Origin of the sequence: Massilia horti (assembly GCF_004614195.1) — a bacterium.
GTDB classification, from domain to species: Bacteria; Pseudomonadota; Gammaproteobacteria; order Burkholderiales; family Burkholderiaceae_D; genus Telluria; species Telluria horti.
The window spans coordinates 1-19331 of sequence record NZ_SPUM01000074.1 but is presented as its reverse complement, the minus strand read 5'-3'; the positions used below and the strand labels follow the sequence as shown (position 1 = coordinate 19331).

The window sequence follows — 19331 nt, the reverse complement described above, 5'->3', positions numbered from 1 at the left end:
GCCTACTCAGGTCAGGACGCTGCACATCCGTACAGTGCTTTCTTTCACGTTACGAAACCCACACTTACCGGTGACATAGCCTTTTAAAACGCGTTCTTCCACGCGCGCAGTGCCGCGAACGCTTCCACTGGCGACGCCCCCGGCGCCAGCTTGCCGGCGGCGAGCAACTTCTCCACTATTTCCGGCTCGCGGTAGCGCAAGAACGGATTCGTGCCTTTTTCCAGCCCAATGGTCGACGGCACGGTAGGCAATCCGGCCGCGCGCTTGGCGCTTTCGTCGCGCAGACGCAGGTGCAGCGCCTGATTGGCGGGTTCGACCGCCTCAGCAAAACGTAAGTTGGACAGCGTATATTCATGTGCGCAGAAGACGAGCGTATCCTCCGGCAGCGCGGCAAGTTTCGCCAGCGAATGGACCATCTGCGCCGGCGTGCCTTCGAACAGCCGGCCGCATCCGCCGGCAAACAGGGTGTCTCCGCAAAACAGCCAGTGCAGCCCCGGCGTGCTTCGCACATAAGCGATATGTCCCCTGGTGTGGCCGGGCACGTCCAGAATGTCGAATGCCAGGTCGAGCCCCGGCACCTGGACGCGGTCGCCTTCCGAGAGTGGCTCGGTCACCACAGCAATGTCCTCGTTGCGAGGGCCGAATACCGGGACCCGCGTGCGCGCGAGTAAGCCGGGAACACCTCCGATGTGGTCAGCGTGATGATGGGTGAGTAGAATGGCGGTCAGGGTAAGCTTATGGTCATCGAGTGCAGCGAGGATAGGCTCGGCATCACCGGGATCGACTGCGGCGGCATGCACGCCATCGTGGATCAGCCACAGGTAGTTATCCTTAAATGCAGGAACGGCGAGAACAGTCAGGTCACTGCGCGGCGGGTTTGTCATAGTTTAGGAGTAAAAAGGGCAGGTATGGACGACGCCACATCCGAAAAATCCATTATAGCCCTCGACCTTTGGCTGCAATCTCCGGCCGGAACGTATGTGCGTGCCTTTGAACAGGCATGCCTGGACGAGTTGACCGCCGATATCTTCGGCTTCAATGCCGTGCAGATCGGAGTGCCACAGATCGATGCGCTGGCCGCGAACCGCATGCCAAACAAGTGGCAGGCGGCCACGCGCCTGTCATCGACGAGCGAACTGGCACTTGCGCCTGACGGCAAGCAAATCGCCGTGGCGCTCGATTTTGCCGAACTGCCGTTCGCGTCGCAAAGCCTGGACCTGGTGGTGCTGCCGCACGTGCTCGAGTTTGCCGCCGAACCGCACCAGGTGCTGCGCGAGGTGGAGCGGGTGCTGATTCCGGAAGGCCAGGTAATCATCTGCGGCTTCAACCCGGCCAGCCTGTGGGGCGTGCGCCAGGGCGTGGGGCGGATTGCCAGCAGCGATTACCTGCCGGCGGCCGGCGAATTCATTTCGATGCCGCGCCTGAAGGACTGGTTGAAATTGTTGAATATGGGCGTGACGCGCAGCTACTTCGGCTGTTATGCTCCGCCGTGCCGGACCACCCAGTGGCTCAACCGTTTCGGCCTGCTGGAATCGGCCGGGCAGCGCTGGTGGCCATATCTGGGCGCGGTCTACATCGTGCACGCGATCAAGCGCGTCAAGGGCATGCACATCATCGGCCCGGCCTGGAATCGCAAAACCAGCAAGGCACCGCAGGCGGTGCCGGCAACCAACAGAAAATGACAGAACAAGACAAGGGAACAGCAAGCATGACCAAGGTGGAAATTTATACGGACGGTGCTTGCAAGGGGAATCCGGGCGCTGGCGGCTGGGGCGCCTTGCTCGTATCTGGCGAGCACGAAAAAGAGATTTTCGGCGGAGAACCGAACACGACCAACAACCGGATGGAGCTCAAGGCCGTGATCGAGGCGCTGGGCACGCTGACGCGTCCGTGCCACGTGGTGCTGCATACCGACAGCCAGTACGTGCAGAAGGGCATTTCGGAATGGATCCACGGCTGGAAGGCGCGCGGCTGGAAGACCTCGACCAAGGAACCGGTCAAGAACGAAGACTTGTGGAAGGCGCTCGATGCCGCGCAACAGGCGCACCAGGTGGAGTGGCGCTGGGTGCGTGGGCACAACGGCCATCCCGGCAACGAGCGCGCGGATGTGCTGGCAAACATGGGAGTGGCGTCGGCGCGTCGTTGAAGCGAGCGCGGCCTTGCCAATTGCGATCATTCTTCTATTGAGATAGGTCAGAACGAATGTTGGCGGGATGACGATACGATGGATTGCTTTTGCCTCGTACGAGGGAGGGCAGTTTCGTGCGCTCGTCTGTTAATGGTTGCAAGCCTCTCTTGCTCGCGGTGTTCGCCGCACTGTTGGCGATGCCTGTCCAAGCGCAGCATCACGAGGGGCATGGTGGCATGGGTGGGCCGCACGGTGAGGGGCATGCGGGCATGGGTGGGCCGCACGGTGGGCCGGGGTGGCACGGTGACATTCGGCGCTTTGAGGCGCACGACCGGGGCATCTGGAACGGCGGGCGCTGGCATCATGGCCCGCACGGCGGGCGCGACGGTTGGTGGTGGGTGGTCGGACCGTCCTGGTACTACTATCCGGGGCCAAGCTACCCGTATCCGGATCCGTATTGGCCCCCGTCTGCCGGGGCGGCATCGGCTGGATACTGGTTCTATTGCCCGAGCTTCGACAGCTATTATCCCTATGTCGATGTTTGCCCGGGCGGCTGGACCCCGGTGCCGGCCACCCCTTAAACAGGCGGCTTCTGTGACGCGTCGGCGTCAAACGACCCTTCCCGAATAAGTTCATTATTCGGAGTTCCACAATAAGTTGTTGTGCCGCTCGCGATTGCGGCATGCCTGGTCCCACCTGTCGATTCGCATCGGGGCCCCGGGAATTGTCGAGTTTTAGTTGGTGCCGGGCAGTGGTATCATTGCTGTCCCAACCATGGGCTCGCTTCCTGAAGGCAAAATGAGTTTACAAACGCGCACTAACCGTTTGGTAGTCCTCGACACCGAAACCACTGGCTTAAATCCTCGAACTGGCGATCGCGTCATCGAGATTGGCTGCGTCGAGCTGGTCAATCGCAAGCTCACCGGCAACAACTTCCATCGCTACATCAATCCCGAACGCGATTCGGACGAAGCCGCGCTCGCTGTGCACGGCCTGACCACTGAGTTCTTGAGCGACAAGCCCAAGTTCCACGAGATCGTCGAGGAATTGCGCGCGTACATCCAGGGCGCGGAAGTCATCATCCATAACGCGCCGTTCGACCTCGGGTTCCTGAACCACGAATTCGAGCGGCTCGGGCTGCCGCCGTTCATCGATCATTGCGCTGGCGTGATCGATACGCTGGTCAACGCGAAGGAAATGCATCCGGGTAAGCGCAACTCGCTGGACGCACTGTGCGACCGTTACGGCATTTCGAATGCGCACCGCAAGCTGCACGGCGCATTGCTGGACTCGGAGTTGCTGGCTGACGTGTACCTGGCGATGACCCGCGGCCAGAATTCGCTGTCGATGGAGATCGAGGTGGAAGCGGTGGTTGCTGGCGAGTTGCACGATGCAGGCCCGCTGGGCGAAATCGTCGTGCTGTCGGCCAGCGCCGACGAACTGGCGGCGCACGAGGAACTGCTCGCGGGGCTCGACAAGGGCGTCAAAGGCGAATGCGTGTGGCGCAAGTGCGCGCAGCCAGCCGATGCGTCTGCAGAAGCGTCTGGGCTATCGATTGCCGGCTAGTTGCAAGAGCAAGCGCTGCTTGCGGAAGAGGGCGTATCCCGGAGAAAAAATTCTATTTAGGGGTGACGTAGCGCAAAACCTATGTCATAATACGCGCCGTCTTGGGAGGTTAGCTCAGGGGTAGAGCGCTGCATTCACACTGCAGAGGTCGCTGGTTCGAAACCAGCACTTCCCACCAAGAATTCATCAATGAAACCAGTCACTTAGCAGGTGGCTGGTTTTTTTGTTTTGGGCGTCCATGTCCGGCGCGGGACACTCCCGGGACAATTGCCAAACTCAAGCCAGCGCATATCGCACGCGGAACGGCTCAAAGCCGGCCCTGCGCATGAACTGCCGGGTGCTGGCAGTCTTGTCCTGGAAGCCTTGGTGCATCAAGTAGTTGACCGTCCGCTGCGCGATCAACTGATTCACGATCTCGGCAAGCAAGAGGAACAGCACGCCATCCTTGTTCCTGTTTCCGATCAGCTCTTCAATTGCAGCAAAATTGCTGTGCAATGTAAGCCGGCAGTAGGCCACCAAGGCGCCGCTACGGGCGAACGCGCCGAAGTATGTTGTGTGGTGCGGGGCCGTTTCTGTCAGGGCAGGAAAGCCATCAGTCAGGCGAATCTGTTTGTCTTCCGGCAGCGCGTTGAGTGCCCAGATGTCGTCGAGGTAGCGCTGGCGTTCAAGTTCGCGCACGGCGTATCCGCGCGACCGGGCTTTCAGTGATTGCGGCGCAAGATGGCCGCGTTTGCCGAGCGTGTCGAGAAAGTGATTGGCGCTGTCGTAGCGCGCAAGATCAATCAGCGCGGCGTTGACCGTTTTGCGTGCCCGTAGTTTGCAGGCACTGCAGAACTGGTCTTCGTCCAAGTCCGACCGGAAGTGCAGGGCGACGACGGGGTATGCGGACAGGCGGACAAACATTTTCCATCGCCGCAGCGCTTTCTTCGCAAACCAGATTGGTGTCCTCAGACGCATGACTTGGCTGGCCCGCCGGTTAGCAATTGTCGCCGCTGGCGTCGGCAGGCGCCCGTCACCTCCGCTTGGCACAGCGCTTTGCGCTGGCGGACCGTGGCCTGATGCTGACGGTTTGCCGCAGGCGGCGCAAGTTGTTCCGTTTTCCGAAAACGCATGACGATCAGGTTGAGGGATGAACATGCTGCCGGTATCGATAGGTGTTGATGTAACGGTTCATGCTGCGACAGTCAGACGGGCTCAAGCGGGAAAAGTTTTCGGACTATCGAGTAATTTAGACTCAGATCAAGCGAGCAGCGGGGTCCTTGTGGGCGCCAGCATGTTAGGCATCGCCATGGCCTGGCGGTACACGGCGATGGTTTCGCTGGCCATGCGTGCCGCCGTGAACTTGCGGGTAGCAGCCGGACCGGCGATGCGCAGGCGCTCCAGCAGGTCGGGGTCGGCGAGCACGCGCGCGAGCGTGTGCGCAAGCATTGGTGGGCTATTGACCGGGAACAGCAGGCCGTTCTCGCCATCCTGCACGGCCTCAGTGATGCCGAGCGCGCGCGCGGCGATGACCGGCAGCCCGGCCGCAAATGCTTCGAGAATCACGAGCGGATGGGCCTCGTAGCAGGATGGCAGGCAAAGCAGGTCGGCAGCGTCCATCAGGTCCGGCACGTCGCTGCGCGCACCGAGAAACAGGATGTGGTCGGCGACTCCGAGCTCATCCGCGCGCGAGCGCAGCGGCGCTTCCAGCGGTCCGGTGCCGACCCAGGCCAGCATTGCGCGCGGGCAGTGCTCCAGCAAGCGGGGCAATGCTTCGAGCAAGGTGATGTGGCGCTTCTGGCGCACGTAACGGGCGACGGTCAGGATCAGCGGCGCGTCGCCGATGCCCAGGCTGGCGCGCATCGCTTTGGGTGTGATACCGGCGGCGTGGGCGACAATGCCGTTGTGCACGACCGAAAACGGAACGCGGACGCGCGCCATGCGAAAGGTCTGGCGCGCGGCGTGGCTGACGCAGATGATGTGGTCGACATGCTCCACGCCGCAGCGGTATTCGCGTTCGAGCACGCTGATCTTCGGCGTGCGGACCCGCAGCGTGCTCAAGGTGTACGGCTGATGTTCGGTACGGACCACGGCACCGGCTCCGGCGCTCTTTGCTGCCGCCGCGATCCTGTGTCCCTCTTCGGGGATGCCTGCGTGCACGTGCACGATGTCCGGGCGCAGCCGTTCGAGCAGGGAGGCAAGCGTGGATGACCCGAGCCGGACTGCCGCCCACGGCAGCGTCAGCGCCGGCAGGCCCGCTGCCCGGGCGCGGCGTGCGGTGGCCAGGCCGGAGTGCGTGCCGGGGAACAGCAGCGTGGGCCTTACACCGCGCGGCAATGTCCTGGCCAGCGTGATCATGTGTTCGCCCAGGCCCGAAGGCTCGGCACTTTCCGTAACCAGCAGTACGGTGAGGGAGGCTGAATCCGGAACCGCTGCGCCAACGTTGCCCTCGTCGAACCACCTTGCGCAAATGTTGTCGTCTTTCATCTGCCCAACCGGAACACCCGGCGATGCCGCCGCTTAGCGCGGCTGGCATATCCTGAGGTTGGTGACAATCGGTGTCAAGCGCGATTCAAACCATTTGTTGCTCTGCGATTCCCGGCTGCGGGGCCGCGCGCCGTTATTGCGGCTCTTGCAGCGTGGCGCGCGAATAGTCGGTGCTGGCGATGTCACGCAGTCCCTGCGCATCGCGCAGCACGAAGCCGCGTACCGACTGCAACTGGAACGTCGGCGTCGCGGCCGCATGGGCAAAGCGTACGCCGTCAAAAGCCACGCCATCGACATCGTCCAGCACGACCGGCGGACGTGCGTCGATGCCCGTGGTGCGCAGGCTGGCGTGGTGCACTTGCAGGTTGCGCACGTGGCGTGCGTACAGCCCGTAAGACGGGGTAACGCCGAACATGCTCGGCTCCGGATAGTGCTCCTCGTTTTCGGGAAGCGTCCGGCGGGCGTCCTCGGCATTGCCGCCGCCACAATGTTCAACGGTCAGATTGCTGATGCGAACGTCCTCGATTGGCTTGCCGGGCAGACCGGCAATGATCGAGGCGAATGGCGCGTTGGCCTGGGAAACCACTACGTTGCTGATGTTGATGCGACGGATCGCGCCGACCGGCGTGCCTTCCGGCGCGCGCATGCGCCGTCCCAGGCGAATGAACAGGGGCGACGTCGTGAGGTCGCGCATCGACAGGTTATCGACCGTGACGTCCTCGATGATGCCGCCGTCGACGCTTTCGATGGCCAGGCCGCGGCAGTGCTCGAACACGCAGTTGGCGATGGTGATGTTGCGAAAGCCGCCGTTCGATTCGGTGCCCATCTTGATACGGCCGCATACGCCTTCCTGGTCGGGCGCCTTGACTTGCGTGCGTTGCAGGGAGCCGTCGAGGAAGGTGCCGAGATCGAAGCCGGACACCTGGCAATTGGTGATCGTCACTTGCTCGGTAAAGCGTGCCTTGCCGAGCGCGTAAGAGCTCTTCAGGCAAATCGCGTCGTCGTTGGGCGTATTGACTGCGCAATTGGCCACGCGTACGTTGCGGCAGCAGTCGATATCGAAGCCGTCGCGGTCGGTGTCGACCGTCACGTTATCGATCGTGAAGTTGTCCACGCCGGTGGCGAGCACCGCGAAGTGGCCGCACTTGAGCATGCTGAAATCGCGCAGGACCACATTGCGGCAGTTCTTCAGCGCGATGGCCTTGTTGCCCTTGCCGACCATTTCGGCGCCATACACCGCACCTTCGCGCAAGCGCTCGCCCATCGGGTCCGCCTTGCCGAGCGAGGAAGGCATGTCGCCCGCCTTGAGTTTGCGGCGTGCGCCGGGACCGGAGCGGATGAGGCCTTTGCCCCAGATCAGGCCGCGTCCGGCGATCGTCAAGTTTTCCAGGCCCTCGCCCCAGATCAGGCTGTTGTGCCAGTGGCTGTGGCCGAAATCCTGGTAGGCGTCCCACTCGTTGGGCTCGGGCAGGTCGTACTGGCCGGAGCCGTCCTTGGGTTCGGCTGCGATGATGACGCTGCCGGAATCGAGGTACAGCGAGACGTTGCTCTTCAGGCGAATGCTGAAGCTCAGATAACGGCCGGCGGGAAAGTAGACCGTTCCGCCACCGGCTTGCGCCGCGGCCGCGATCGCCGCGTTGATCGCGTCGGTATCGAGCTTGACGCCGTCCCCGGCCGCACCGTAGGCACGGACGTTAAAGCCGTTCTGCTGCGCGGACTGGGCCGATGCGCAGGCCAGCGGGAACATCGGGGAGAGTGCGACGGCGCTGAACAGGGCGCCCTTGAGGTAGGTACGGCGGGTAGTGGTCATTGGGTTTCGCATAGTTCGAGACGACAACGAGCAAGCCTAGCATCGGCCGCGCCTGTTGATTGCGCAACTTGGTGATTAATCGGCGATGCCCGTCGTTCCCGCGCAGGCGGGAACGACGATGTTCGGGGGTTAACGTGAATCAACCGCATGTCGAAGGCGTGACTATGCCTCGCCGAAACATGCGATAAAGAAACGCAAAACGCGATGCAATGTTGGCCAAGCGCCACCGCTGGCGCCTCTAACCGTGAATTGCGCTGCGTTTTGCGTGATTCATCCTACGGGGCGGCACGTCGCTTTGCAATGCCCGTTAGGGTGCGCTGACGCGGAAGTAATCGACATCCAGGCTGGAAGGCTTGGCGCCGGCCTTGTCGCCCACGCTGAACAAGCCAACCTGCGCGCCCACCCAGCGGCCCTTGCTGGATTTGAACGGCTCGCCGACGCTGGTGAAGTTGACGTTGTCCGTGCTGTAGCTGAAGGTCGCCCTCGCACCGTCCACCATGCTCATGCGCAGGTAGAGCGCCGACGGTGCGGACGGCAGCACCACCTTCGTCGATTCCTTGCAGCGCGCTACCGCCGGGGTGCAGGTGGTGTACACCAGCTCTGTCGCATTTGCCGTCTTGCGCAGGCCCAGCCAGGCGTACTGCATCGCGTTCAGGATCAGGCCCGCACGGTCGCCGACTTGTGCATCGTTCAGTTGCATGTGGGTGTCGACGACAAACGCGGGCGCCGGCAGCTTTTGGGACAGGATAGCGGGCGCGGCGCGCACAAAGTCCGCCGCTTGCGGCGTAGCCTGGGTATGCAGGCGCAGCACGCCCGGACGCTCGGAGAGCGAATACCAGCGCGCATCGCTGTTGGCGTTCCACTGCCATTGCAGGCCAAGTTTCGGGCCGTTGAATTCGTCGGAAGTGGGCGGCACCTTGACCGGGAAACCGGCCACAGGCTTCTTGTGGGTCAGCACCGGCTGGCCGATGCCGGGATTTGGGCCGTCCTCGCCGATCACCGGCCAGTCTTCGGTCCAGCGCATCGGTTGCAGGTGCACGACGCGCCCGTAGGCATTCTTGTCCTGGAAGTGCAGGAACCAGTCGCTTCCATCCTCGGCGCGCACCCATGCGCCCTGGTGCGGACCGTTGATCGGCGTTTTGCCCTGATCCATGACGGTACGCAGTTCGTACGGACCGTCGATGCTGCGCGAGCGGAACACGGCCTGCCAGCCGTCCTCCACGCCACCCGCCGGCGCGAACACGTAGTAGTAGCCGTTGGCCTTGTAGAACTTGGGTCCTTCCAGCGTACGGTAGCCGGGGATCTTGTTGCCGTCGATGATGGTGTGGCCTTCGGTATCGAGCAGCCGGCTTGCGTCCGGCGCCATACTGCGCAGGGTGAGCAGGTTGTTGATGCCGGCACGGCTCTTGGCCCAGGCATGCAGCAGGTAGGCCTTGCCGTCGTCATCCCACAGCGGGGTCGGGTCGATGATGCCCTTGCCGGGCAGGAGCAGGTGCGGTTCGCTCCAAGGGCCAGTAAAATTTTTGGCCGTGGTAACGAAGATGCCCACATCGGGGTCCGGATAGAAAATCCAGAATTTGCCGTCGTGGAAGCGCAGGCACGGTGCCCACACGCCCTCGCCATGGCGCGGCTCGATGTAGCGTTCGTGTGGAACGAGATTGGGCAAGGCGTGCCCGACCAGCTCCCAGTTGACCATGTCCTTGGACGCCAGCAACGGCAGGCCGGGCGTGCTGTTGAAGCTGGAGGCGGTCATGTAATACGTGTCGCCCACGCGGATCGCGTCCGGGTCGGAATAGTCCGCGTGCAGCACCGGGTTCTGGTAGCGGCCGTCACCCAGGTCCGCGACCCAGGGCGCGCGCTCGCTTGGTGCTGTTGCTGGGGGCGTGGCCTGGCAGGCGGCCAGCGCGAGGGGGATCATCAGGGTGCCGGCGATGCGGCAAGTTTTCCAGTCCATCGTTTTCATCTTCAATGCTCTCGTCGTTGAATCGATCTCGAACTGGAGCACCTCGCGTGCTCCATGCCGGTCAGACGAGGGCCATGCCGATGGTGGCCGAGGTCGCGCGGTCGGTAACGCTTTCCGGACAGAGCGCGACAAGGTGCGCGTGAGCCGTGTTGCGGCGCGCATGTTACCAGAACTTGTTCATCCAAAAATGTGGCAGCAGGGAATCTGGCAAGAATTGCTATGCGGATTAGCGGATTTCGCAATTGCTGTGTTTACATTGGGATGCAGAGCAGTGAGATCGATGTTTTACAATGTTGCGAATTCATGTCGGGGACCATCACTCACGATGCTTACGCCAAAGACACGTCGAATCGCATTGCTCTTTAACGCGAACAAGATATTCGACCGCGAAATTATCGCTGGCATCGCCGCCTATTTGTCGAGCACTCGCACCGCCTGGGACTTGTTCCTCGAAGAAGACTTTCGCTTGCGCCTGCCCGGCATCGAGGGCTGGCAGGGCGATGGGATCATTGCCGACTTCGACGATCCCGCCGTGGCCGCGGCGCTTGCGCCAAGCCGCATTCCGCTGGTCGCGGTCGGCGGCTCGTACGAGAACGTGGCCGATTATCCCGCCGAGGTGCCGTATGTGGCGACCGATAACTTCAAGCTCATCAAGCTCGCATACGAGCACCTGATCGACGCGGGCCTGCGTAATTTTGCATTGTTCAGTTTGCCCGAGGCGCAGCACAACCGGTGGGCGCAGGAGCGTGAAAAGGCATTTTGTGCGCTGGCTGCACGCGACCGGGTCGAGCCGCTGGTTTATCGTGGCCAGTCCACCAGCGCGCCGTCGTGGGACGAGGCGGTGCAGGCGCAGATCGCATGGCTGCACAGCCTGCCCAAACCGGTCGGCGTCGTCGCCGTCACCGATGCGCGGGCGCGCCAGCTGTTGCAGGCGTGCGCGCTGGCAGGAATTGCGGTGCCTGAGCAGGTGGCGCTGATCGGCATCGACAACGACCCGCTGGCGCGCATGCTGACCCGCATCCCGATGAGCTCCGTGATCCAGGGCGCGCAGGAGATGGGGCGCACGGCGGCGCACCTGCTGGACCAGATGCTGCACGGGGTGTGCGTGGGCGCGACCCGTATCCTGGTGCCGCCGGCCGGTATCAACGTGCTGGCATCCAGTAAGCACGCGGCGGCCAGGCACCCGCACGTGATGCGGGCGCTGCATTTCATCCGCCAGTACGCGTGCCAGGGCATCAAGACTGACCAGGTGGCGGACTACGTGGGCATCTCGAGCTCGTCGCTCAAAAGCTACTTCCGACAGGAGCTCGGAACCAGCGTGCACGACGAGATCCTGCGTCTGCGGCTCGAGGCGGCGACCTCGATCCTGGAGCAGGGCGACTGCAACCTGGCCGACGTTGCGCGCCAGTGCGGATTCACGTCGAGCCAGTACATGCATTCGGTCTTCAAGCGCGAGCTGGGCTGCTCGCCGCGCGCTTATCAGGAACGCTCGCTCAAGACCCGGTCCGGACCGCAGATTGGTCCGGCATCACGGGAAAAACAAGAATTAGCCAATGACGACGAACTGTTTTTTAGGTCACTGCAGGGATAGGATAAGGGTTATGGAAGGTGGCATGAGCGGGCAGCAGCCTGAATGTATCTGGCCGGTCGGGGCCGAACTGGGCGAGGGCGTGCTGTGGCACGCGCCGACGCGGTCGATTTATTTTGTGGACATCAAGGGGCACAGGTTGCACCGCTGCGATGAAAACGGCGCCAGGCGGCACAGCTGGAACGCGCCTGGGCAGATCGGTTTCGTGGTGCCGGCGCATGACGGCGGTTTCGTGTGCGGCCTGGAGGACGGGCTGTATCGCTTCGACGAGGCCAGCGGCACGTTTGCCAAGCTGGGCGAGGTGGAGCCTGATATTCCGGGCAACCGGCTCAATGACGGTTTCGTCGACCAGGCCGGACGCCTGTGGTTCGGAACGATGGACAACGGACAGGCCAAGCCGACCGGGTCACTGTACCGGTTCGACGAGCGCGGCGTGTCCAGGGCCGATAGCGGCTACATCATCACCAACGGTCCCGCAGTCAGTCCCGATGGCCGGACGCTGTACCACGTGGACACGCTGGGATTGCAGGTGTTTGCGTTCGACCTGCTGCCAGATGGTAGCGTGGCGAACAAGCGCCTGTTCACGCGGATCGCGCGGCCCGGCCATCCGGACGGGCTGGCTGTGGACAGCGCCGGTCATGTGTGGATCACCGTGTTCCGCGGTGCGCGCATCGAGCGCTACACCCCTGGCGGCCAGCTCGTGGGTTCGGTCACTTTCCCCGTCACGAACATCACCAAGCTCGCGTTTGGCGGCGACGACTTGCGCACGGCGTATGTCACTACCGCCTGGAAAGGCCTGGCGCCCGATGAACGGGCCAGCCAGCCGCTGGCGGGGGGACTGTTCATGTTCCGCACGGATACACCCGGCCAGCCGCAATACCAGTTCGCTGGGGGGACGCTGCCCTGACGTTGGATGTGTGCGGTCCGCCGCACCGATCTGTAGTAAAGTCGTCAGATCGTCACCGGTGTTCCATATGTCAGCCCTGTTGCAATTCCAACATAAACCGATACGGTTCTGCTTCGAGCGCCTGCTGGATGCGGCCATGCTCGGCGGCCGGGTTGCGGCGTGGAGCTACCAGCGCGGCTGGCATGGCCGCTTGAGTGTGGTCCGGCGCGAGGTGACGGTGAGCGGCCAAGTGTTGCTGCCTGCGCCGCTGGTGATCGGGTTTGCCTCGGATTTTCATGCCGGGCCGACCACGCACCCTGGCGTGTTCGAGGAGCTCGCCGCGCAGGTGCGCAGGGTGCGGCCCGATGTGCTGCTGCTCGGCGGCGACTACGTGTCGCTGGGCGCGCGCCATGTCGACCAGCTCAGGGACTGCCTGGGCGCGCTGTCGGCGCCGCTCGGGGTATTCGGTGTGATCGGCAACCACGACGTGTGGCATGGCCGGGCGCCGATCGAGGCGGCCCTGCGCGAGGCCGGCATCGAGCTCCTGCACAACCGTAATGTGGCCTTGCCGGCGCCGTTCGGGATGGTCAGCATCTGTGGAATCGACGATCCGTGGACCGGCGAGCCGTGCGTGCCTGCCGCGTTTGCGGGGGCCGGGCCGGTACGCGTCTTCCTGACCCATTCGCCGGATGGCCTGCATTACGTCGACGGCGAAACCTTCGACGTTGCCTTCGCCGGCCATACCCACGGTGGGCAGGTGGCGCGCGCCGATGGTACGCCGATGGCGCGTCCACAGGGACCGCTGTCGCGCCGTTATTGCTATGGCAGCTTCGATTTGCCGGACAACGGGCCGCTCATCGTCAGTCGCGGCGTGGGATGCAGCAAACTGCCGTTGCGGATCAACGCTGATCCGGAGCTTGTCGTTTGCACTTTGCGTTCGCAATAAGAGGTCGTTTCAAACCCCGGGCCTGTTGGCTGAAACGCTAACGGTGTTCGCAATCCGCGTGCGCAGCATAGCTGCACACCCTACGGGACGCGCCGCTTGTCGAATTCTCCCTCCGGACGCGCTTCTTGCCGAATTCTCACTGACTCTCACCGAACTGGACGGATACCGTTAGAATAGCGGATGGCCTGTCGGTCAACACTTCACAGATTTACCCGTTTATTCAGACCGGATCGGCCGGATGGCGCTCGCAGGTCGCATAGGAGTTAGCATGAGCATTGAGAGTAGCGAAAACGAAAAGGACACGCAGTTGCGCACGGACGCGCTGGAGTATCACCGCAGCCCGACGCGTGGCAAGATCGAGGTGGTGGCGACCAAACCGCTGTCGAACCAGCGTGACCTGTCGTTGGCTTACTCGCCTGGTGTGGCTTACGCGTGCGAGGAAATCGCCGCGGATCCGGCCACCGCGGCGGATTACACGTCGCGCGGCAACCTGGTGGCCGTGATCAGTAACGGCACCGCAGTGCTTGGCCTGGGCAATATCGGCCCGCTGGCGTCCAAGCCGGTCATGGAAGGAAAGGGCTGCCTGTTCAAGAAGTTCGCCGGGGTCGATGTGTTCGACCTGGAGCTGGCCGAGCTTGACCCGGACAAGCTGGTCGAGGCGATCGCCATGCTCGAGCCGACCGTCGGCGGCATCAACCTCGAGGACATCAAGGCGCCGGAATGCTTCTACATCGAGAAGCAGCTGCGTGAGCGCATGAACATTCCGGTCTTCCACGACGACCAGCACGGCACCGCGATCATCTCCAGCGCGGCGCTGCTCAATGCGCTCAAGGTCGTGGGCAAGGATATCGCAAAGGTCAAGCTGGCCGCTTCCGGTGCGGGCGCGGCGGCGATCGCGTGCCTGGACATGATGGTGAGCCTGGGCGTCAAGCGCGAGAACATCTACGTCACCGACTCCAAGGGCGTGATCTACGCCGGCCGCGACGCGAAGATGGAGGCGAACAAGGCGCGCTATGCACAGGAGACCGATGCGCGCAGCCTGGCCGACATCGTGCGTGGCGCGGACGTATTCCTCGGCTGCTCCACCGCTGGCGTGCTCACCGGGGAGATGGTCAAGACGATGGCCGAACGTCCGGTGATCCTGGCGCTGGCCAATCCGGAACCTGAGATCCGTCCGGAAGTGGCGCGCGCCGCCCGTCCTGACTGCATCATCGCGACCGGCCGTTCGGACTACCCGAACCAGGTCAACAACGTGCTGTGCTTCCCCTACATCTTCCGCGGTGCGCTCGACTGCGGCGCGACCCGCATCACCGAAGAGATGAAGCTGGCCTGCGTGAAGGCGATCGCCGCGATGGCGGAAGCCGAGCCGAACGAAGCGGTGGCGGCCGCCTATGCCGGCCAGGATCTGCGCTTCGGCCCTGAATACATCATCCCGAAGCCGTTCGATCCGCGCCTGATCGCAGCAATCGCGCCGGCGGTTGCAGCGGCGGCTGCCGCATCGGGCGTGGCCTCGCGTCCGATCGAGGACATGGCAGCGTACCGCGACCAGTTGATGCAGATGGTGTATCACACAGGGTTCTTCATGAAGCCGGTGTTTTCGGCTGCCAAGGCCAAGGCCAAGCGGGTCGTCTACGCCGAAGGCGAAGACCCGCGCGTGCTGCGTGCGGCGCAGACCGTGGTTGACGAGGGCCTGGCCAAACCGGTGCTGATCGGCCGTGCCGAAGCTGTGGAACGTGCGATCGGCGAGGCCGGCCTGCGCCTGCAGCGCGGCTCCGACTACACGCTGGTCGAGCCGAACGGCGACACCACGCTGCAGGGCGCCGCGCTGGTGAAGGCGGGCGAAGCCGATGCGCTGATCTGCGGCATGAAGGGCCGCTTTGACAGCCATCTGGCGCACGTGCGCAGCGAGATCGGCGTGGCGCCGGAAGCCGGCGTGCTCGCCGCGATGAACGCGCTGGTGCTCGACAAGTACACGCTGTTCATCGCCGATACCTATGTCAACGACAATCCGTCGGCCGAGGAACTGGCTGCCATCGCGCGCCTGGCCGCGGCCGAGCTGCAGCACTTTGGCCTGACGCCGAAGGTCGCGCTGCTGTCGCACTCGAACTTTGGTTCGTCGAATCGCCCGTCGGCGCTGAAGATGCGCGAAGCGCGCGCCCTGCTGGCCCGAAGCGCGCCGGGGCTCGAGGTGATCGGCGAAGTGCAGGGCGATGCGGCACTGTCGCAGGAACTGCGCCGCATTTACCAGCCGGAGGACGCCTTTGCCGGCGCGGCGAACCTGTTGGTGATGCCATCGCTGGATGCGGCGAACATTGCGCTCAACCTGCTCAAGATGACCTCGGGCAAAGGCGTGACCGTCGGCCCGATCCTGCTTGGCGCCGCAAAGCCGGCGCATATCCTCAGCCCAAGCGCGACCGTGCGCCGGATCGTCAACATGACCGCACTGGCGGTGGCGGGCGTGCGCGCATAAACGCAAGCCGATAGCCCGGCTTGGTCGCTATTGGCCTGCCGGGCGGCCGTGCCACCTCATTTGCGGGCTTGAAGATGCGCAGGCGTTCGCCGATCCCGTAGTTCAATCGCTTTGCTTCGCTTCAATCATAGAGATCATTTTTTAATTTGCCAGTTGCGCGGCAAAGCGAGCCGACTGCGACGGCAACGACGCCCACTAGTACCGATACATAAACCAAAAAACGAAATTGCGTGATACCGAACGCCGTTAACGCGAAGGCGAATCCCGCCACTATTAACGCCACGAGAGCTGTTGCGAAAATCCATTTAGCAGGTATCATTTTCCAACCAATCATGTCTCAGCCCGGCTGAACGACCGGACTTTTTGTCCGCAGCCATGTCGGCCGGTGCCACAGCGCCCCCAACGGCCCCTGTTTGTGTGTGCGCAGCCACCACTGGCTGAACCAGCCCTGCAGCAGGGCCAGGGCGATCCGGATCAGCAAGCATACCGTCGCTCCCGTATAGCGGTAAAGCCCCAGGCCTGTTAACTGTCCGACTCAACCGTTGCTCGCGCGCGCGTGCGATTCCTCTCTGGATTTAAGATCGTGCCATCGCCCAGCCCGATCCATGACAGGACCGTGGGCACGGGGCATTCGCGAAGGAGAAGCCGGTGTTCGGCCTCGATATGCGCGCTGTGCGTGCGATCTGGACCGCAATCGTCATGCTCGGCGGGCTTTACTGCGTCTACCGCATGCGCACGACACTGCTGGTGGTGTTGTTCGCCGTGTTTTTCAGTTATCTCATCTATCCGCTGTTCGAGTTGATTTCGCGCCGGGTGGGCCCGCGCGTGTCGCGCACCGTCATCCTGCTGGGCGTGTTCGTGGTGATCCTCGGCCTGATCGTCCTGCTGGTTTTCCTGTTTGGCAGCACGTTCGCGGACCAGGCCGCCGGGCTGGCGCAGGAACTGCCACGCCTGCTCGAACCGGGCACGCTGGCCAAGCGGTTGCCACTGCCGCACCTGCTCGAGCCGTTCCGTGAACGGCTGGCCGGCTCCTTGCGGGAGGCTTTGGCGAGCGGCTTGTCGCAGGCGCTGCCCGCCGCCCAGCGGCTCGGTGCCAGCCTGGTGCACGCTGCGGGCAACATGATCTACGTCGTCGTGGTGCCGATCTTTAGCTTCCTGATGATCCGGGCGGCACCTGCGGTCGAGGCATGGCTGGCGGCGGCAAGCCGCAGCGACAAGCTGGCGCTATGGGTGAGCGTTGCCCATGACCTGAATTACCTGCTGTCGCGTTACGTGCGTGCGCTTGGCCTGCTGTCGCTGGCGGCGCTCATTGCCTACAGTTCCGTCCTGTCCTTGCTCGGCGCACCGTTTGCACTGCTGCTGGCAGGGGTGGCGGCATTGCTGGAAGTCATACCCGTGTTCGGCCCGCTGACCGCAGCGGTCGCGATCCTGACGGTGGCGGCATTTTCCGGCTACGAGCACATTTGGTGGCTGCTGATGTTCCTGGTCGCGTACCGGCTGGTGCAGGATTACATGTTCAGCCCGTACCTGATGAGCGAAGGGGTCGACGTGCCGGCGATCCTGGTCGTGTTCGGCATCCTGGCCGGCGATGAGCTGGCCGGGGTGGCGGGAATCTTCCTGTCGGTGCCGACCATTGCGGCGATCCGGATCGTGGCCAGGCGGTTGCGTACCCAGCGCGCCGCTGCCCGCAGCGCGGCGCAGAGCGAGCCTTGACCCAGTCTTGCGCGCGGCCGGGCGCGCGCGCGGGCCGTTATGCTGCAGAGCGGCATATTTGGCTGTAGGAAGATTGTTTAATTCCGGATAACATAGCGACGCTAAACCTATCTTAGACTGTTGCAGCGGCGTAGCACGGTTAGAATAGGGGATGGTCTCCTCTAAGGGTAAATATCCTCGTTTGGCCACAAGCCCGGGATGGACGTGCCCTCAGGAGTGAATTCCACAACAAGAAGACCACAAGAAACCATTTATCGACTGGAGACTGTAGTGAGTATTTTTAGAACTAAAAATCTTGACGCCATGCTGGCCGCCAGCCAGAAGCCGAGCGGACTCAAGAAGGTGCTGGGTCCGTTCGACCTGATCCTGATGGGTATCGGCGCTATCGTCGGCACGGGTATTTTCGTGCTGACCGGCATCGGTGCGCTGAAAGCGGGCCCGGCGTTGACGCTCTCCTTCGTGATTGCCGGGCTGGCCTGCGGCTTTGCCGCCATGTGCTATGCCGAATTCGCATCGACCATTCCCGTCGCCGGCTCGATCTATACCTACAGCTACGCCACTCTGGGGGAACTGGTGGCATGGATGATCGGCTGGGACCTGCTGCTCGAGTACGGTCTGGCCACCTCGGCGGTTTCGGTGGGCTGGTCGGGCTATTTTCAATCCTTGATTGCCGGCTTTGGGCTACATATCCCGGCCGCACTATCCGCCGCGCCAGGCGCGCTGCCGGGCGTGACCACGTATTTCAACCTGCCGGCATTCCTGATCATGATGGTGCTGACTGGCATGCTGTCGTGGGGCATGCGCGAGTCGGCGCGGGTGAACAACGTGATGGTGCTGGTCAAAGTCGGCGTTGTGCTGCTGTTCATCCTGGTCGGCGCGCGCCACGTGTCGCCGCCCAACTGGCAGCCGTTCATGCCGTTCGGAATGGGCGGTGTGATGAGCGCTGCGGCACTGGTGTTCTTTGCGTTTATCGGCTTTGATGCGGTCACCTCCGCGGCGGAAGAAGTGAAGCGCCCGGAGCGCGACCTGCCGATTGGCATCATCGGCTCGCTGGCCGGCTGCACCATCTTGTACGTGCTGGTGTCGGGCATCATGACCGGCATCGTGCCGTTTGCGAAATTCGAAGGCATTGACCATCCGGTTTCCCTGGCCCTTCAATATGCTGGCGAGAACTGGTTCGCCGGCTTCGTCGACCTGGGCGCGATCCTGGGCATGACCACCGTGATCCTCGTGATGGCCTACGGCCAGACCCGCATCATCTTTGCGATGTCGCGCGATGGCTTGCTGCCGCGCCGCCTGTCGAACATCAGCCCCAAGCACGGCACCCCGTTCTTTGCGACCTGGATGGTCGGCATCATCTTCGGCCTGCTGGCGGCGTTCGTTCCGCTGGACGTGCTGGGTGAGCTGGTCAACATTGGCACGCTGGCCGCGTTCTGCCTGGTATCGGTGGCGGTGATTGTTCTGCGCAAGAAGCGTCCGGACCTCAAGCGCGCGTTCCGTTGCCCGGGCGTGCCGGTGATCCCGGCGCTGGCGGTCATCTTCTGCGTATCCCTGATGAGCTTCCTGAGCAAGGTGACCTGGATCGCGTTTGGTATCTGGCTGGCGATCGGCCTGATCGTGTACTTCACGTATGCGCGCCGTCGCTCGCTCCTGAACCAGGACGCGAGCCAACGTTCGGTTGTGAACGAAGCGCAATAATCATCCGTTGAGGGGAACAGCGTCCGCCGGCTTGCCGGCGGATTTTTTGTGCGCTCAGCATGAGCGCACTCTTGTGGGTGAAAGTCCCGCTGCAAGC

The 19331-nt window shown here is 63.1% G+C and carries 16 protein-coding genes and 1 tRNA gene; 10 read left to right on the top strand and 7 right to left on the bottom strand.

The window, feature by feature from the left end:
* Positions 1-83 precede the first annotated feature (83 nt).
* On the bottom strand, positions 84-884 hold the full coding sequence (gloB, locus tag E4O92_RS11800) for a hydroxyacylglutathione hydrolase (RefSeq protein WP_135189966.1): 801 nt from the start codon (positions 882-884) through the stop codon (positions 84-86).
* 24 nt (positions 885-908) lie between these two features.
* Here gloB and E4O92_RS11795 point away from each other — a divergent pair, with 24 nt between their 5' ends.
* The 4 genes from E4O92_RS11795 to E4O92_RS11775 all read left to right on the top strand — a co-directional run bounded on the left by E4O92_RS11795 (position 909) and on the right by E4O92_RS11775 (position 3872).
* A complete protein-coding gene (locus E4O92_RS11795) occupies positions 909-1682 on the top strand; it encodes a class I SAM-dependent methyltransferase (protein ID WP_135189965.1) in 774 nt (257 codons plus the stop codon).
* Positions 1683-1708: 26 nt separating this feature from the next.
* Positions 1709-2146 carry a ribonuclease HI gene (rnhA, locus tag E4O92_RS11790; RefSeq protein WP_135189970.1) on the top strand — a complete coding sequence of 146 codons (438 nt, stop codon included), beginning with the start codon at positions 1709-1711 and terminating at the stop codon, positions 2144-2146.
* Positions 2147-2926: 780 nt separating this feature from the next.
* Positions 2927-3694: a DNA polymerase III subunit epsilon gene (gene dnaQ / locus E4O92_RS11780; RefSeq protein ID WP_135189964.1), complete on the top strand. Its 768-nt coding sequence runs from the start codon at positions 2927-2929 to the stop codon at positions 3692-3694.
* A gap of 103 nt (positions 3695-3797) precedes the next feature.
* Positions 3798-3872 (top strand) — tRNA-Val (locus E4O92_RS11775).
* Between the two features lie 98 nt (positions 3873-3970).
* Here the strand turns inward: E4O92_RS11775 and E4O92_RS11770 are convergent.
* From E4O92_RS11770 to E4O92_RS11755, 4 genes are all read right to left on the bottom strand, one after another.
* Positions 3971-4831 carry a hypothetical protein gene (locus tag E4O92_RS11770; RefSeq protein WP_135189963.1) on the bottom strand — a complete coding sequence of 287 codons (861 nt, stop codon included), beginning with the start codon at positions 4829-4831 and terminating at the stop codon, positions 3971-3973.
* A gap of 102 nt (positions 4832-4933) precedes the next feature.
* Positions 4934-6160: a glycosyltransferase family 4 protein gene (locus E4O92_RS11765; RefSeq protein WP_135189962.1), complete on the bottom strand. Its 1227-nt coding sequence runs from the start codon at positions 6158-6160 to the stop codon at positions 4934-4936.
* A gap of 133 nt (positions 6161-6293) precedes the next feature.
* Positions 6294-7970 (bottom strand): rhamnogalacturonidase, encoded by a 1677-nt coding sequence (locus E4O92_RS11760; protein ID WP_135189961.1) that lies wholly within the window; start codon positions 7968-7970, stop codon positions 6294-6296.
* 307 nt (positions 7971-8277) lie between these two features.
* The gene (locus tag E4O92_RS11755; RefSeq protein ID WP_135189960.1) at positions 8278-9924 is read right to left on the bottom strand and encodes a glycoside hydrolase family 43 protein; all 1647 of its coding nucleotides are present in this window, start codon (positions 9922-9924) and stop codon (positions 8278-8280) included.
* Between the two features lie 334 nt (positions 9925-10258).
* Here E4O92_RS11755 and E4O92_RS11750 point away from each other — a divergent pair, with 334 nt between their 5' ends.
* The 4 genes from E4O92_RS11750 (at position 10259) to E4O92_RS11735 (ending at position 15823) form a co-directional block, all read left to right on the top strand.
* The gene (locus tag E4O92_RS11750) at positions 10259-11524 is read left to right on the top strand and encodes a XylR family transcriptional regulator (RefSeq protein ID WP_135189959.1); all 1266 of its coding nucleotides are present in this window, start codon (positions 10259-10261) and stop codon (positions 11522-11524) included.
* A gap of 22 nt (positions 11525-11546) precedes the next feature.
* The gene (locus tag E4O92_RS11745; protein WP_135189958.1) at positions 11547-12428 is read left to right on the top strand and encodes an SMP-30/gluconolactonase/LRE family protein; all 882 of its coding nucleotides are present in this window, start codon (positions 11547-11549) and stop codon (positions 12426-12428) included.
* 67 nt (positions 12429-12495) lie between these two features.
* Positions 12496-13353 carry a metallophosphoesterase gene (locus tag E4O92_RS11740; protein WP_229483271.1) on the top strand — a complete coding sequence of 286 codons (858 nt, stop codon included), beginning with the start codon at positions 12496-12498 and terminating at the stop codon, positions 13351-13353.
* Positions 13354-13621: 268 nt separating this feature from the next.
* Positions 13622-15823: an NADP-dependent malic enzyme gene (locus E4O92_RS11735; protein WP_135189957.1), complete on the top strand. Its 2202-nt coding sequence runs from the start codon at positions 13622-13624 to the stop codon at positions 15821-15823.
* Positions 15824-15944: 121 nt separating this feature from the next.
* Here the strand turns inward: E4O92_RS11735 and E4O92_RS11730 are convergent, their stop codons facing one another.
* On the bottom strand, positions 15945-16157 hold the full coding sequence (locus tag E4O92_RS11730) for a hypothetical protein (RefSeq protein ID WP_135189956.1): 213 nt from the start codon (positions 16155-16157) through the stop codon (positions 15945-15947).
* A gap of 3 nt (positions 16158-16160) precedes the next feature.
* Positions 16161-16340, bottom strand: coding sequence for a DUF418 domain-containing protein (locus E4O92_RS11725; protein WP_135189967.1), 180 nt, complete (start codon positions 16338-16340; stop codon positions 16161-16163).
* A 131-nt stretch (positions 16341-16471) separates the two neighbouring features.
* On the opposite strand from E4O92_RS11725, the gene E4O92_RS11720 reads away from it, so the two are divergent.
* Together E4O92_RS11720 and bcaP are read left to right on the top strand one after the other, a co-directional pair.
* Entirely contained in the window at positions 16472-17536 is a 1065-nt protein-coding gene (locus tag E4O92_RS11720) for an AI-2E family transporter (protein ID WP_135189955.1), read from the top strand.
* Between the two features lie 270 nt (positions 17537-17806).
* Complete coding sequence (bcaP, locus tag E4O92_RS11715) at positions 17807-19234, top strand: branched-chain amino acid transporter BcaP (protein WP_135189954.1); 1428 nt, start codon at positions 17807-17809, stop codon at positions 19232-19234.
* The last annotated feature ends 97 nt before the right edge of the window (positions 19235-19331 follow it).